This window comes from Ignavibacteria bacterium (assembly GCA_016873845.1).
In the GTDB taxonomy this organism is placed as follows: Bacteria; Bacteroidota; Ignavibacteria; order Ch128b; family Ch128b; genus JAHJVF01.
The window spans coordinates 1-16,709 of record VGVX01000023.1 but is presented as its reverse complement, the minus strand read 5'-3'; the positions used below and the strand labels follow the sequence as shown (position 1 = coordinate 16,709).

9 protein-coding genes are annotated in these 16,709 nt (G+C 36.1%); 5 read left to right on the top strand and 4 right to left on the bottom strand.

Annotated features, from left to right (window positions below):
* Positions 1-4: 4 nt before the first annotated feature.
* On the top strand, positions 5-6,067 hold the full coding sequence (locus FJ213_06360; GenBank protein ID MBM4175782.1) for a T9SS type A sorting domain-containing protein: 6,063 nt from the start codon (positions 5-7) through the stop codon (positions 6,065-6,067).
* 178 nt (positions 6,068-6,245) lie between these two features.
* Here the strand turns inward: FJ213_06360 and FJ213_06355 are convergent, their stop codons facing one another.
* Positions 6,246-8,327, bottom strand: a complete 2,082-nt coding sequence (locus FJ213_06355; protein ID MBM4175781.1) for a VCBS repeat-containing protein — start codon at positions 8,325-8,327, stop codon at positions 6,246-6,248.
* Positions 8,328-8,381: 54 nt separating this feature from the next.
* The gene (locus FJ213_06350; GenBank protein MBM4175780.1) at positions 8,382-8,723 is read right to left on the bottom strand and encodes an STAS domain-containing protein; all 342 of its coding nucleotides are present in this window, start codon (positions 8,721-8,723) and stop codon (positions 8,382-8,384) included.
* A gap of 144 nt (positions 8,724-8,867) precedes the next feature.
* On the opposite strand from FJ213_06350, the gene FJ213_06345 reads away from it, so the two are divergent.
* Positions 8,868-11,105, top strand: coding sequence for a hypothetical protein (locus tag FJ213_06345; protein ID MBM4175779.1), 2,238 nt, complete (start codon positions 8,868-8,870; stop codon positions 11,103-11,105).
* Between the two features lie 4 nt (positions 11,106-11,109).
* Entirely contained in the window at positions 11,110-13,320 is a 2,211-nt protein-coding gene (locus tag FJ213_06340) for a hypothetical protein (GenBank protein ID MBM4175778.1), read from the top strand.
* 302 nt (positions 13,321-13,622) lie between these two features.
* On the opposite strand, the gene FJ213_06335 is transcribed toward FJ213_06340, so the two are convergent.
* Together FJ213_06335 and FJ213_06330 are read right to left on the bottom strand one after the other, a co-directional pair.
* Entirely contained in the window at positions 13,623-14,666 is a 1,044-nt protein-coding gene (locus tag FJ213_06335) for a glycosyltransferase family 9 protein (protein MBM4175777.1), read from the bottom strand.
* A 56-nt stretch (positions 14,667-14,722) separates the two neighbouring features.
* Positions 14,723-15,538, bottom strand: coding sequence for a glycosyltransferase (locus FJ213_06330; GenBank protein MBM4175776.1), 816 nt, complete (start codon positions 15,536-15,538; stop codon positions 14,723-14,725).
* Positions 15,539-15,654: 116 nt separating this feature from the next.
* On the opposite strand from FJ213_06330, the gene FJ213_06325 reads away from it, so the two are divergent.
* Entirely contained in the window at positions 15,655-16,311 is a 657-nt protein-coding gene (locus FJ213_06325) for a hypothetical protein (GenBank protein MBM4175775.1), read from the top strand.
* A gap of 60 nt (positions 16,312-16,371) precedes the next feature.
* The coding region (locus FJ213_06320) for a hypothetical protein (GenBank protein ID MBM4175774.1) at positions 16,372-16,709 on the top strand (338 nt) is incomplete at its 3' end.

The window sequence follows — 16,709 nt, the reverse complement described above, 5'->3', positions numbered from 1 at the left end:
AAAAATGAAACATAGATTCAACATTTTTTTGAGTGTTACACTCTCTTTTATTTTCATCGCAATATTCTACAATTCAAGTACAGCCCAAATAAAAGATCTGTGTATTAACATATCTAGCGTCAAAACTCAGGTTGCGACTTTAAATACCAGTTTTGACGTAAATAATAATATTAAAGTCGTTTTGACAGTTGCAAAAACTTTGAACGACAATACATACGGGACAAATTCAATCGGATGGCCAGGCGGCAATCACAAATTCGATCATCTCGTCGGCAGCGACAAGGCTCATTTTGTATTTAAAAACGCAAGCGGCACAACCGTTTTTGATTTTGATCTCGATTATTTACACGGGGATAACAGCATCCCTTCAAAATATCGATCACTCGGAATTTCTGGTGGTGATGGAAAACTCTATACTGGACAAGCAAACTGGCTGCTCAGCTACAACACTTCCCTCAACAGAAATTTCAATGAGTTTGGATATGTTCTCACAACAAACTCTCCTGCTACAAATTCTAATTATGATCCAAATCCTTCATATCCAAATTGGATATTCGAAATGATCTATGAAGTGACCATTGACAAAGCCGCATTTGGCACATCAGGCTATGGTTCAGTTACTGTTCCCGATATGCATCATTCTCCAAATAAATATGGATTGGGAAATGTAATTTCACCGTACGATTGTACTCCACCAAAAGGTTCTCTTGGAGATAAAGTATGGCTCGATGCAAATGAAAATGGGATCCAAGATGCTGATGAATCTGGAGTCGCTAATGTAACTGTAAAACTCTACAGCGGTAGTTCCCTTCTGAAAACAACAGTTACGAATTCAACTGGGATGTATTTGTTCAGTGACCTTGTGGCTGGAAGCTATCAAGTTGAATTTGTTCTTCCATCCGGCTATCTCTTCAGCCAGCAAGATCAAGGAACTGATGATTCAAAAGATTCTGATGCTGATATTACAACTGGAAAAACAATCATCATTTCTCTTGCAGCAGGTCAAAATGATCTTAAATGGGATGCTGGCATTTACCGCGATTGTAAAAATTCATTGGGCGATTTTGTATGGCATGATAAAAATGTCAACGGCATCCAAGATGCTGGAGAAGTGGGAATCGAAGGAGTAGTAGTCGAACTATTAAAAGGGACTTCGGTTATTCAAACTTCAACTACTGATGCTGCTGGAAAATATTTATTTACGAATTTAGCGAATGGTACATACAGCGTTAGAGTCGCTGCATCAAATTATGCAAGCGGTGGTATATTGTACAGTTCGGCTCAAACAAAATGGTATGCAACAAAGAAAAATCAAGGTTCAGACGATTCAAAAGACAGCGATGCAGGAAAGAATGAATCAGTTTCTGTTACATTAAATTGTGCAAATAACATTACAATTGATTTTGGTTTCTTTAAAACTTGCGTCAGTGTTACAAAATCATCAAATAAAACTACAGCCAAACCTGGAGATGTTATAACATATACTTTCACTGCAGAAAATTGTGGTGATATATCTCTTACAGGCGGTGTAGATTTCTACGATGCTTTAATTAATCCAGTCGCTCCCCACAAAATTAATAATATTTCACCCATAAATCCTGGTGACAAAAAATCATTTACCAAAACTTACACCGTAAAAGAATCCGATTGCGGAGATCTTGTAAATACGGTGAAGGCTGTTGGTCATCCAGCAGACGGTTCGGCAGATGTTGAACATACTGCAAGCGTGACAGTGAAAATAGAATGCAAATCTTCAATTGGCGATAAAGTTTGGAACGATTTAAATGAAAACGGCTTACAAGATGACGGCGAACCAGGAATAAAAGATATTACAGTTAAACTTTTTGATTGTGCAGACAATTTCAAAAAGGAAGTAAAAACTGATGCAGATGGTAAATATTTGTTCAGTGAATTAACCCCTGGCGATTATTATCTGCAGTTCGTAAAACCTTCCGATTTTCTATTCACCACAAAAGATGCCGGTTCGGACGACTCAAAAGATTCCGATGCTGATGTGTCAACTGGAAAAACAGTTTGTACAACTCTTTCCCCAAGTGAGAATGATTTAACCTGGGATGCAGGTCTTATCATTAAAAAAGCATCGCTTGGCGATAAAGTATGGAAAGACTTAAACAAAGATGGTATTCAAGATGAAGGTGAACCCGGCATAAAAGATATAACTGTAAAACTTTACAATTGTGCAGATGTTTATATCAAAGAAGTTAAAACAAATGCGAATGGAATTTATTTATTCAACAATTTAATTCCAGGAAGTTATAAAGTTTTAGTACAGCTTCCTGATGATTATTTATTCAGCTTAAAGTATCAAGGTTCGGATGATTCGAAGGATTCCGATATAGATCCAATCACTTGGAAATCTGAATGCATAACTCTCGCAGCTGGAGAAAACAACTTGACAATCGATGCTGGAATGTATTTGAAACCAGCTTCAATCGGTGATTTCATTTGGAAAGATTTAGACAAAGATGGAATTCAAGATGAAGGTGAACTTGGAATGAAAGACGTTGTCGTAAAGTTGTATGATTGCGCCGAGGGATTCATCGCCCAAACTACAACAAATGAAAACGGATTATATTCGTTTGCAAATCTTGAACCGGGCAGTTATGTAATCTTAGTTCAATTGCCTGATGGACATTCTTTCAGTCCAAAAGATCATGGAAGCGACGATGCGAAAGATTCAGATGTAAATCCAACCTCATGGAAGACAATTTGTATAACTTTATCTCCTGGTGAGAATAATACAACTGTCGATGCAGGAATTTATCTGACTCCAGTTCCCGTCTGCACGATTGGTGATAAGGTATGGAATGATGTGAATATGAATGGAATTCAAGATTCCGGCGAGGAAGGAATGAAAGATGTCCTGGTCAGATTAATGGATTGTTCGGGCAACAAACTTGCAGAAAAGAAGACAAACGAAAGTGGTCTTTACTTATTCGAAAATGTAATTAAAGGAAGCTATCAGATTCAATTTGTACTTCCTTCTAGTTACGCATTCAGTCCTAAAGATAGAGGCGGAAATGATCTGTTAGACTCTGACGCCGATGTTCTTACTGGAAAAACAGTTTGTTTCCCAATTGATCCGCCTCATTGCGACAGCAATTCAACAAGATGGGATGCTGGAATCTACAGACTAAAAGCATCGGTCGGCGATTTTGTATGGTACGATTTAAATAAGAATGGCATTCAAGATTCCGGCGAACCTGGAATTTCAGGAATCACAGTTAAATTATTTGATTGTTCAAATAACTTAATGAGTACAACCACAACTAATTCAACAGGAAAATACAAATTCGAAGATGTAATGCCAGGAAACTATTATGTCCAATTCTTCGCCCCAACTGGCTACCTTTTCACACAAAAGAATCAAGGAACTGATAAGAAAAAAGATTCTGATGCAGATCCAATTACCGGCAAAACTACATGCTTCGAATTGAAAGCCGGACAAAATGATATGACTTGGGATGCAGGGCTATCCGAATGCATCACAGGTGCAAAAGTCTGCGGACTTGTATTCAATGATGTTAATGCAAACGGAATAAAAGATGCCGGCGAAGTTGGAATCGCAAATGTTGTAATTAAACTCTGGGGAACTTCGGCAAACCTGATTGCAACAACTCTTACTGATGTTCAAGGTAAATACGAATTCTTGAATGTCGTTGACGGTCAGTATCATGTTCAAGAAATCGACCCAGACGGTTACTATAGCACTACGCCAAATTCAAAATTAATTACTATTTCTGGTTTCGATCAATGTGGTATTGAATTCGGTGATAGAGTAAAGCCAACACCAGAACCTTGCGATCTTACAAAATATAAGACCTATTCAAATGCTAGCTGGTGCTTAGAGCCTGCAAAGTCTTTACTGATTAGTAAATTCAGTTCAGTATTTTCATCTGGAATGACACTAGGTGGAATTTCATCGGGCTATAAAGCAACATTTAGCTCAGCTTCGGCTGTTATTGCCTTCTTACCACAAGTCGGTATCGCAGGCTCATTCAATACTAATTATTCAAATCCAACAACAACCTCGGCAGGTGTATTCGGCGGCAATCTTGCGGCATTAGAGTTAAATGTTCAATTCAACGATGCCGGATTCCTTGGATTTACATCAACCACCAAACTTAAAAACTTGGTCGTTGCCAGTGGTCCAATGAAAGATTATAAAGTCTCCGAAGTACTGGCTATGGCGCATAAAGCAATCGGAGGTTCTTCAACTCCATTCTCTATAGCAATATTAAATAATGTCGTTGAATCAATTAATGCCAACTTTAACTGCGATTGCAGCAGAGGTTACTTGACCTGCCCGAAAGACCCTGATATGCCAGGCGGCGGTTTTGATGCTGGTGTTGAATCAAATGCAAACTTGGCTGATCTCTTACTCAGAAGATTAACTAAGATCGAATATGGACAAACCACAAAGATATTACGCAATCCGAAGATTGCCTTTACAGCAAGCTATGGTTTGTACGAATTATTCCCGAATGTCGGTCCGATGGGTTCAACTCCAAGTGAATCAACTCCATTCGATATTCTTGGAATCTCAAACGCAACATCTGCTTATGCTGTTGACTATAACTTAAAGCTCGCAAAAGGTGATACGAGAATTGCAAGCATGTTTGCAACGACTACAAATCCACCTTACATCTATGAACATACAAAGGCAATATGTGATAGATTAATTGATGCAGAAATGCAAACATTAACTCAGCTTGAAATCGGCGGTAAATATTACTTTGCTTCAGTGCTTCACAAACAAAATGAAGGTGTAACAGATTACACGATTCATTTCAGTGTTTATGAACGCGGAGGTACGTTCAGCGTCGATTCACGTTGGCTGATCGAAGATTATACAATCCCAGCTGGAGTTACCAACATTTATAACTTCCAAGTTTGGGCAAACAACTTTAACAATGCAATGTACCTTGTACTTGGAATTGTCGACCAGTTCCAATCGAAAGGTAATGTGGAATATTTGAATAACAATTCACTTCCGACTTCACTTGTCTATGTACAAAAAGGTAAATATCAGCATAATGGTACTGTTGAGCTTGTAATTAACAACTCCCAGCTTGTTGCAGATAACGTCACAATTCTCGTTCGCTCACGTGCAACACAATCCGGCGGTCGTGAAGAAAATTCCAATACTTATTCCTTAGTACCAGGCTTGAACACTATAACATTCAAAACTGGTATTGTTTCCGATGCAAATGTTTATCTCTACTCCAATAACGGCTTCAGAGATGAAGTGTTTGTAAGCGGTGGCGCTTATACTTACCTGAATGGTACAAGCTCAAACGTTGCAACCTTCACAACCAATGCTTATGCTCCGCAGAGAATGAGCGATTATCCAGAAGGATCGCTGGTACTTTCCGGAGGTGCCAAAGTTGAAGGACAGCTCAATGATTGGGTCACATTATTCAGATCATTGACTGCTAATGCTTCGGCCTATGACTTAAGCGACTATAATGCAATCAGATTAACAGTTAAAGGTCAAGGCAATATTTGGCTGCGAATTGAACAAGATGGAGTAAAAGACTACAACTTCCATTCAAGATCAATCACTCTTTCTGGCTCAGAGGAAACTCTTACGATTCCATTTGACCTGTTCTTACAGAGAGAAGGAGTCTCGAGTACTTTGAATCCTCAATTAGTAAGAAAGATCTCCGTTGTGATGGAAAAACGAGATAACAAAGATATTACCAACTTTGAATTCGAAATTAAGAATATTGCATTCTTAAGCAAGGGCGGTTCAGATAAGGGGAAAGGTGAAACTCTGCCGCAAGAATTCAAGCTCGCACAAAATTATCCAAATCCATTCAATCCGAGTACGATGATTGAATACTCAGTTGCTAATAACGAATTCGTAACATTGAAGGTGTATGACGTTCTCGGACAAGAGATCGCGACATTAGTAAATGAATTGAAAGCTCCGGGAAAATATTCTGCAAGATTTGATGCAAGCAGTTTAACTTCTGGAATCTATGTCTATAGAATTCAAAGCGAATCGTTCAGCTCCACGAGAAAAATGATTTTACAGAAGTAATTCTGTAAAAATACTCTCCTTTCCCGTATGCAGTCCCGAGAGATCGGGACTGCTTTTTTTTGTGAAAAATTCATTTTAATAAAGTTGAACTGCTGGTTAAAAAAGATAACAAGATTTACCACAGATTCTCAGAAAGGCTGGGCGCGAATGTTCAGTGTTTCAATCCTCGAGAAACTTATTACTTCTGATATAACATCTTTTTCGTTTCAAAGTATCCGTTTGAAAGTGTCAGCATATAATAATATACTCCGCTTGGCAGATTATAAGTCGAAGCAATAAAATCGACCTCATAAGTTCCTGGACGAATTGGCCCGGAGAACAAAGTAGCTATCTCCTGTCCCAAAGCATTATAAACTTTAAGCGTTCCATCCCTTTCACGATAAAGCTGATTAATATTTTTATCCACAGGAATTGAAAACCGAATTTTTGTTGAAGGATTAAACGGATTCGGGAAATTCTGCGATAGAATAAATTCATCGGGGGGTCTTACATAATAATTTACAAACGAAGTCGAAAGATTGTTTTTAAAGTACGTAAAATTTCCATCGTACTCACCGAGGATTAAATCAAGCTTTCCATCTCCGTCGAGATCGGCGAATCCAGGTGCGGCGTGCTGCTTTACACGAACATTGGCAAAGAACGTATCATTTTTTTCCCAGACTGGATTAGTTTTGCTTCCAGTATTTTCATAGTAGATTATTTTTCCATCAATCCCGCCAAGAATTAAATCGAAATCAAAATCTCCATCAACATCTGCCAAAGACGGATGTGCATCTCGCGGGAAAGTCACTCCCAATATTAAAGAATCTTTTTGCGTGAAATTATTGTATCCGTCATTCAGAAAAAATTTAGCATTTGCTGAAAGTTCAGCAGCAACCAATAAATCCAAATCTCCATCACCATCAATATCAACAAATGCCGGCGCCGCTCTTCCAATAACATTAATATGCCCAAACAAAGTAGTATTTGCCGCGAAAAACATTCCATTATTAATGTGACAATAGACTTTCCCATTCAATCCACCAGAGACGATGTCGTAGTCGCCATCTTGATCGAGATCAACAAAAACCGGCGAAGAATAAGAACCGATATCAATGTTAGTAAAAATCGTTTCTGTTTTTTTAAATTTTGGATTTAAGCTGCTTCCTTCGTTTTTAAAATATTGAAACTTTCCAAGCCAATCACCGCTCATCAAATCAATATCACCGTCATTATCATAATCTGCCAAAGAAACAGTCGATGCCCCCCCCTCGATTCTTATTACTTGAAACTGTGAACCATCGTATTGATATTCAGGAGAGGTTGGCGTACCAATATTTTTATAAAAATATAACGTTCCATCGGAAGTTCCATATATCAAATCGTAATCATTGTCACCATCCAAATCGCAAAAAGTTGGATTCTTCCAATACGTTTTTGTCTCCACCATTTGAAAGCGAGTTGTATTGCGGGTCCAAACTGGATTAGTTGTTCCAGTATTTGCATAATAAAGATAGCTCGATAGATCACGCCCTAATAATAATTCAGAATCTCCGTCAGAATCTAAATCAGCTAAAGCAGGATAAGAATTGAGTCCAGCATCAGGCAAATCAAGTACCAATGCATTGTCCTTCACAAACTTTGGTAATGTATTTGTTCCTGTATTTCGGAAGCCCATCGTTATGCCTGCAGTTGGTCCACCGAAGAGGGATTCTCCAATTCCAATAAGCAAATCTAGATCTCCATCCCGATCCAAATCCGCAAACTCAGGTTTGGCATCAGTACCGATTTGCGAATTAATTCCAGGAAAGAGAGTATCAACTTTCTGCCACACTGGAAAAGTCGAATCGCCAATGTTCTTATAAAATAATAGTCCATTATAACCGCCAATTATCAAATCAATATCTCCATCATTATCAATGTCGCAGGTAGTAGGATAGTAAGAATTTGTCCCTACATAACCACCGGAATAAATCGAAGAGAACGTTGAAGTATCTTCCTTAAATTTGGGTTGGAATTTTGTTCCTATATTTTGAAAGTATTTGATTCTGCTTGAAGAAGTTGTTCCAAGTATAAGATCATAATCGCCATCGCCATCCAAATCTGCAAAGTTTGGAGCTGAGAAACTGCTGACATTTACACCGGAAGGACTAAATATTGAATCAACTCTTTCCCAAAACTGAGCATAGGATGGATTACTAAAAAGCATCAGGATAAGAAAAACAAATGATGTGACGAAAGTTATATTTAATTGCCGATGTCTAGCTGGAGAGTTGCTCAATTTTATTTTCCTTATTGAGTGAGAATGAATTAACAGAAGTTTGAGAATGATGAACTATTCGTTAAAGCTTGAAATAGCGGTCTGGAGATCATCGTAAACCTTGAATACTTTGTTCATCCTGGTCATTTCGAGAGATGATTTTACATTTTGATTATTAATTACTAATCGAATGCTGCCGCCAATTGCCACTACTTTTTTTAATATGATTACAAGTACTCCCAGAAAGGTACTATCGATGAAATCACATTCAGAGAAATCGACAAGAATTTTTTTCTCTTTTTTATCAATTGCCTGATTTAAAAAGTCTTTAAACTCGTTCGCCATATAAATACTCGTGCGACTGAGTTTAACACCAATTATATAAATATCCTGAGCTTTATTTTCAGTAAAGTTCACTATTCCTCGAATGCAAAGATAACAAATATTTTTTTTTATTCAATCTCTACTTGTCTGCCCTATTTTTACCCCCGCCTCCCAATAGCTTTGATAAAAATTCCTTTGTATCTTCCAACTGCAATAATTTTATGTTATTTTTCCGCTATGAAACAAAAATTTTATTTTATTCCCATGCTGGCAATCGTCCTGCACGTCAGCTTGGTTTTTTCTCAGTCGGATACATCCATTGTATTTTCTGAAATAATGTTCAATCCGGTGACCTCATTTTCAAATAATGAATTTATCGAGCTGTTCAATACAAGTTATACTGATTCATTCAACCTATCGAGCTGGAAAATCCGTTATGCGGCTTCCACGCCCGATAATATCACAGATGCTGGATATGGAACTAAACTCGCACCGAGAAAATATGCAATTATCTTTGAACAAGACTATTTAGGTGGATACACCGTTCCTTCTTCGTCTCTTATCTTAAAGATTCATGATCATTCATTCGGTACATCAGGAATGGCTAATACTGAAGCAAGAGAGTTAAAATTAATCAACTCGAAAGGAGATACAACTTCTTCCTATACTTATTCTGTCCCTAATCCGACTGGCTACTCCGATGAAAAAGTCATTCTTATCGCAAATAACTCTGCGAGTAATTGGGCTAATAGTCTTGTGATTAATGGTTCACCGGGAGGATCGAATAGCGTATCTCCAAAGGAGTATGATCTTGGAGTCACATCAATTTTCTTTTCGCCGTCTGCTCCGGTTTTGAACGATACAATCTCCATTAGTGCAATGATAAAAAATTTGGGATTGAATCCTGCTCAGAATTTCAGCGTTAAATTTTCATACGATACGAATGGCGACTCGATTCCAGATATTGATTTGCCCAGCGTGCCAATCTCCAATTTAAATGCAAGAGACTCTTTGTTGGTGATTGCGACACAAAAAATCAATAGGATCCTTAATCGTGTCGTTGCGTTTTGTTCAATAGAATTTACACAGGATGAAAATTTATCCAATAATAATTTTTCCATTTCAATAGAGCCTGGACTTTCTCCGAAGTCAATACTCATAAATGAATTTATGTTTGATCCTTTAACAGGTGAGCCGGAGTGGGTTGAGTTATTCAATAATACTGATGGAACAATAAATTTAAAAAGTTGGAAAATCTCCGACGTTTTATCGACTCCAACCTTGGCGACGATCACGAATTCTGATTTTAATTTTTTGCCAAAATCTTTTTTAATTCTTGCAACAGATACAACCGCAATAAAAAATTTCTACGCATCAATTCCTTCAAAAATTATACGAGTGAGTATTCCTGCTTTAAACAATGACAAAGATGGTGTCGTACTTTACGATCATCGAGGTGCCGTGATGGATTCTGTGTTTTATTTATCAAGCTGGGGAATAAAAGGAAATTCTCTCGAGAGAATTAGCTTAACAGAAAGTTCAACCAAACAATCGAATTGGGTTGCATCGTTCGCCGACAGCGGCGGAACGCCAGGTCAAGAAAACAGCGCTAAAGATGCAAAGAGCTATTCAAGAAATTCATTTGTTATTAATGAAATAATGTTTGATCAGTTAAGCGGACTTTCAGAATATGTTGAGTTTTATAATACAACCTCCGATACAATAAACATAGCCGGCTGGCGTTACACTGAAAATGGTGGATTGACTTTAACTTTATCGGGAAAGATCAAAAAAATTCCACCTGGTGGATATGTTATTCTGTCGGCGGATTCATCGAATTTAAAACACTTTTCTTATTTGGCTGAAGGTTCACCGAATTATTATGTTGTAATTGCGAATCGTTCTGACCTCAGCTTATCAAATACCGAAGACATGGTTAAAATTATCGATCTATTTGGAAATACTATCGACAGTGTTTTTTACAATGCTAAATGGCACAATTCTGAAATTGAAGATACAAAAGGAAGATCACTTGAGAGAATTAATCCACTTCTTTCATCAACTGATGCAAAAAACTGGAGTACCTCAGTAAATATACTTGGCGGTTCGCCTGGAAAACAAAACAGTATCTTCACGAGAACTCTTCCTTCGCAATCTTCTCTTGAGATTTCTCCAAATCCATTTTCGCCAGATAATGACGGATTCGAAGATTTTACAATTTTCACTTACAAACTTTCACAATCGACTGCATCGATCCGTATCAGAATATATGACAGCCAAGGCAGACTCGTAAGAACCCTCGCGGATAACCAACCAAGCAGTGCTGGAGGATCTATAATTTTTAATGGTCTTGATGATCACAAGCAGCCACTGAGAATTGGTATTTATGCAGTTCTGCTCGAAGCAATAAATCAAACCAATGGAGTTGTTGATAAGGTTAAAAAAACGCTTGTCGTAGCTCGCAAGCTGAAGTAAACTCATGATGATAAGAATTTTATTTTTTTTTATTCTTAATCAAGCCTGTAGTTTTTCTCAAGTAATTCAGTTTTCGAATGAATGGTTATTTAAGGTTGGAGATGATGCGAATTATAAATTTACCGACTACGATAATTCAGATTGGGAAAAAATAAAAGTCCCTTCGCATTGGGAAAATTCCGGATTTGAAAATTATGACGGATTCGCTTGGTATAGGCTTCATTTTTCTGTTGATATCAAAAACTTAAACGAAAAACTTTTTCTTTTAGTTGGAAAAGTCGATGATAGTGATGAAACTTATTTGAATGGAACACTAATTGGATCATCAGGTAAATTTCCACCGTTAGCTCAATCAACTTGGAATCAGCAGAGGGCATATCAAATTCCAAAAGGACTACTAAAACAGGAAAATGTTCTTGCAGTGCGGGTCTATGATATGGGTGCGCCTGGCGGAATTCACTCCGGCATTTTGGGAATTTTTAATGAACAGGATTATGTTGAAGAATTGAATCTCGGACCTGGCCCGAAAAAATCATTTTATCAATTAGTTACTTCGAACGGATTAATTGCTGCTGTTTACAATGAAAAATTGCATCTGATTGAAAATGTTTACCCTCATATTTTTGCTGCTTATGATTCTGCAAGAAAAGTATTACCCTTCATAAAAAATCTGAAGTTGGAAACTGATGACTCCCCTTTTTCCACTGAATACGAGAAGAATTCACATTTAATCTTAGTTAAATACAAAAATTTCGAAGTCAGATATTTAACTTCCTTTACTGAGGATAATAAAGTTTTCTACATCACAATTACAGGAAATGCTGAGAAAATTGAGAATATAAATGTAAACTACTCTACTGCTGCAGGTGAAATTGTTTCCGAAGAAATCATTAAACAAAGAGCTGATGGCAAGACGGAAAAGTATTTTCTTTTTTCGTTTAACGATTCGCTGCATAATAATTCGAAAGTTCTTCTAAATGCTAAAGCTATAATTCTTACCTCTCATGATTTTGTTGAGCGTGAATTAAACTTTTCTCAGGAATTGTTTGCGAGAGCAAATATTACACAACACTTGAGTATAGATGAACGGAATTTATTCGAGCAGTCAATAACTGTTTTGAAAATGTCACAAGTTTCTCAAGGTGAAATATTTCCGAAATCACGCGGACAAATTCTAGCATCGCTTCCACCGGGGATGTGGAACATTTGCTGGATACGTGACGCTGCCTACTCTATTTTTGCATTAACAAAACTCGGTTTTTTAAGCGAAGCAAAGAGTGCATTAAACTTTTTCATTAAAGCGGAAACAGGATTCTATAAAAAATTTATTCACTCCGATGGAATTGACTATGGCATCAGTTCAGATTATTTAATTTCCGTGTGCAGATATTTTGGTACTGGAGTTGAAGAATCGGACTATAATGAAAATGGACCGAATATTGAATTAGATGGGTTCGGACTTTTCCTTTGGGCTTTTTCTGAATATGTAAAAAATAGCAACGATGAAAATTTTCTCAACGAAAATTTTGAGATAATTAAAAATAAAGTAGTGGATGTAATAATTAATTCGATAGAAAAAAATAATCTAATCCGAAAGGATTCAGGTCCGTGGGAAAGGCATTTGCCGGGGAAGCAATTTGCATATACAACTATCGCCTGTGCGAGGGGATTATTGTCATTTGCCGAACTTTGTCGTTTAAAAGATATTGATTATTCCAAATGGATTCTCACTGCATATAACAGATTGATTAGCGGAATAAATAATTATTTAACTGTCAAAAAAAAATATTTTAAAGGAAATTTTGAATCCGTCAATCCGAATGAGTACGATCATTTTGATGCTTCGACGTTCGAAGTATTTAATTTTGAACTGATCAAAGATAAATCTCTTTTTAATTCTCATTTTAACAATTACGCACGTAATTTAAGATTCAAAGAAAAGCAGAGAGGTTATTTTCGGATCAACAAAGGCGATTGGTACGATAGTCAGGAGTGGATTTTTCTGAACCTTAGGATAGCCTCTTCTCTTAAAAAATTCGGAGAATTGAGAAAAGCGAATCAATTAATAAATTGGATTGTTGAACAGTCAAAACTAAATTTTAATTTGATTGCCGAACTATATGGAGAAGAATCTTCAACTTATGAAGGAGCTTGTCCTATGGTTGGATTTGGTGCCGGTGTATACATATTATCTCAAATTGAAATTCGGGAGTGATCATATCGAGATGGACTTGCAATTTATTTTTTGATTGATAATATTTAAATGAACATTGGGGGAAATTTAGTATAACTATAAGGAGTAGTTAATGGCTAACAACGACTCTTCAAAACGATTTCAGTATTTAATTTTAACTGTGATCATAGTATTAGTTGTAATTTTCACATTCACTTTCATTTTTTGATTTTGATTTTTTCAAATTGATTAATGAAAAGTGTTATACACTAAGATTAATACCCTTCTTGTTAATATTTTCACTGATCGTCTGTTAATAAACATTTCAAACAAATTGTGTTTAATTAATTCTGCTTATTCAAAATTTTTAACGCTAATTCCAAGACTTCATTGACGGATATATCGTTGATGTTATCTGTTTTTGATTGTACGTAAAATTTGTTCTCGCCGTATGGATTCCATTCCGCCGCTTCTGCTTCAGTAAAAAGTGAAATCATGTTCACGCCGGTGGTTCCCGCAATGTGCATAGTTCCGGTATTATTTGTAATAAATAAATCCATTTTACTAATAATCCCGGTTAGATCATTTAATTCAAATTCCTTTTCGACGACATATTTTATTTTCAACTTTTTAAATTTATGGCTCAATTTCTCGACAATTTCACTGTCAAGAGGTCCACAAGTAATCAAGAGATTCAATGCAAATTTTTCCAACAGCTTTTCAATTAGCTGAAAATAATTCAAAGCTGGCCAGATATTTTTTTTCTGTCCCGCCCCAACATGAATTCCAATTAGTGGTTTATTCCTATTTTTGTATTGGTTGTGAATAAATTTTTCAGCAAAAGGAAGATTCCTCTGAATTGAACTCTGCAGACAATCGTTAATTTCTTCCTCCGATAAGAAACAACCAATCTGCTGAACAACATCAAGGTTTCTTTTAATCTGATGAATGTTATTTTTTATCCATTCGTAATCGGATTTAATATTTAATAATCTGGAAGATTTATTTGAAACACTTCCGACACTCCTCACGCCAATCCGAATTTTTGCACCGGAAAGATAATTTATTAAATGGGAAGTCCTCGAAATTTTTATTGTAGATGGAACAATGCCAATATCAAATTTAGTTTTTCGCAGCTTGATAAAAAATTTAATTACATTTATAAGTGAAGATCTGTCAAATACGATCGCTTCGCTTAAATAGGGATTCATCTTTAAAAATGGAACTGGATAATTTGTTTGTGCTGCTGCAAGCGCGAGCGATGCATTCGGGAATTTTTTTTTCAATGCAGCAAACATTGGAACTGAGACGATGATATCCCCAATTTGATTATGCTGACGAACAACAAGAATATTTTTGACCTTTTCCGGGCGAGACAAAATTTTCAAGTATTTATTTTTCACCTTTAAAGATTTGTTCAGTAGAAAAAACTAAAAATGAGCTATTATTTTTGGATTCCATACGGCGTAAAATAAATTCCGGACTTTTTCACAGATTTAAATATCTCCCAATTTTTCATTGCTCTTTCTTGATAATCGTGATAGATGTGATATTGGATCGCTGCATTATTTAACGATTCAATCTTAACTCCATTAAGCTCTAATCTGAATTGAATATCTGTATCTTCGCCCACCGAAGCTCCGTCGTAGCGCTCATCGAAGCCGTTGATGTCCAAAAGATCTTTTTTATGAATAGAGAAGTTTGAGCCGAGCAGCCCTCGTTTTTTTCGATTTATAATTTCTCTAACAAACTGCGATTTAATATAAAAGCCCTTTTCGGCATCATAAGTTTTACCAAAAATACTATCGAAAAGAATTGTAACGAGCTTTTTTTCAAGAAAACCATTTTTGATTTCTTCAGGATTTAATTTGGAAGTGATCCTTTTAGATAAATTAACTCTCCTGCCTGCCAAACATTTTTTTTCCGCTCTGTTCCTGAAATGCTCGGCGGTAAACTCGCGATGAGGGATACAATCGCCATCAACAAAGACGAGATAATCTGACGCAGATTCAATTACAGCTTTATTCAGAATCTTATTTTTTCTGAAACCTTTATCTTCATGCCAAACATGTTTTATACTGAGCGATGATTTTTTAATAATTTCTTTCAATTCGTACAAAGATTTTTCATCTGAACCATCGTCAGCGATTATTATTTCAAACTCTTTGAACGATTGTCTCTCAAATCCCGCAAGCACAAGCTGAATAAAATCGATTCTATTGTAAAACGCAATAATTATCGAAGTTTTCAATACAGCAATATCTATCTTATTTATTGTATATTAATAATGTAATTGTAACTTTGAACAGAACAATTCGGTTGTTCAAATTTACAATTTTAATTTGTCGATTAAAATTTCTAAGTGAAACATTTAAGATGAACGAATTATTAAGAAAGAAATTTCTTCTTATTCTTACTCTAATCGCAACAGTTGTTACGCTTGTTATTCTATTTGCGGTGAATCGAAACTCTAATATCTCTAAAACCGAGTCAGAATCGACTAAAGATATTGAATTCACAAAAAACATTCTTTTGAATGCTTCTTTTGAAGAGCCCGGCTTCAATCACTGGATAAAAGCAAATGATTTTTTCGCGGGTGTTAATTTGGAATATTCTGATGAGAATTATAAAGACGGAAGAAAATCTTTTGTGATTAGTTCAGATAAAAAATTTTTTGAGAGGAGTGAACCGGTTTCGATATTTATATATCAGAAGTTTGAAAATGTCCCCTTTGATAAAAAACTAATTTTTAATTCTTTCATCAAAACTGAAAATGCAGATGCTGCATTTATTTCACTCGAACTATATGATCAAAGGGATAGTCTTTTAACAGTCACAAATACAGATCTTATCGAAGGTACAACGGATTGGACTTACTATACGACCTGGATTCGGACACAAAACGAAAACATCGCTTACCTGCTTGTAAAATGTGCGCTCGAAGGGAAAGGAAAAGTATGGTTCGATAAACTTGAGTTGTTTCCTGTTGAGGTTGCACATAAATATTTTCTTAAACCTGAAAAGGAAAATTAAAATTCAATTAATTAACTTTGATTAAAGAATTAAACTTAAAATATTTTAAGAGAGGGAACTATGAAATCAAAAATAATTTTTATTACAGCAATTGCCGCTGCAGTTTTTATCGCTTCATGTACAAAAAAAGATTCCCCTAATGAACCTGGAGCTGGTATTAATGTAAGCTTTTCTCTTACTGCTGGAAAAATATTCAACTATCAATATTCTGAACTCGATTCGCTGAATAATCGAATCGGAACACCTCAAAGTGTGATGGAGAAGATTAACGCAATTAATTTTTCATTTGGCGGATATAACGATGTGGCTCAGATTTTTATTACTGGTGGAGGTGAGCTAGATACTTCTTATAAAAGAATTGTGTCTGGCAAAGATATTTATGAATGGACAGATACTTC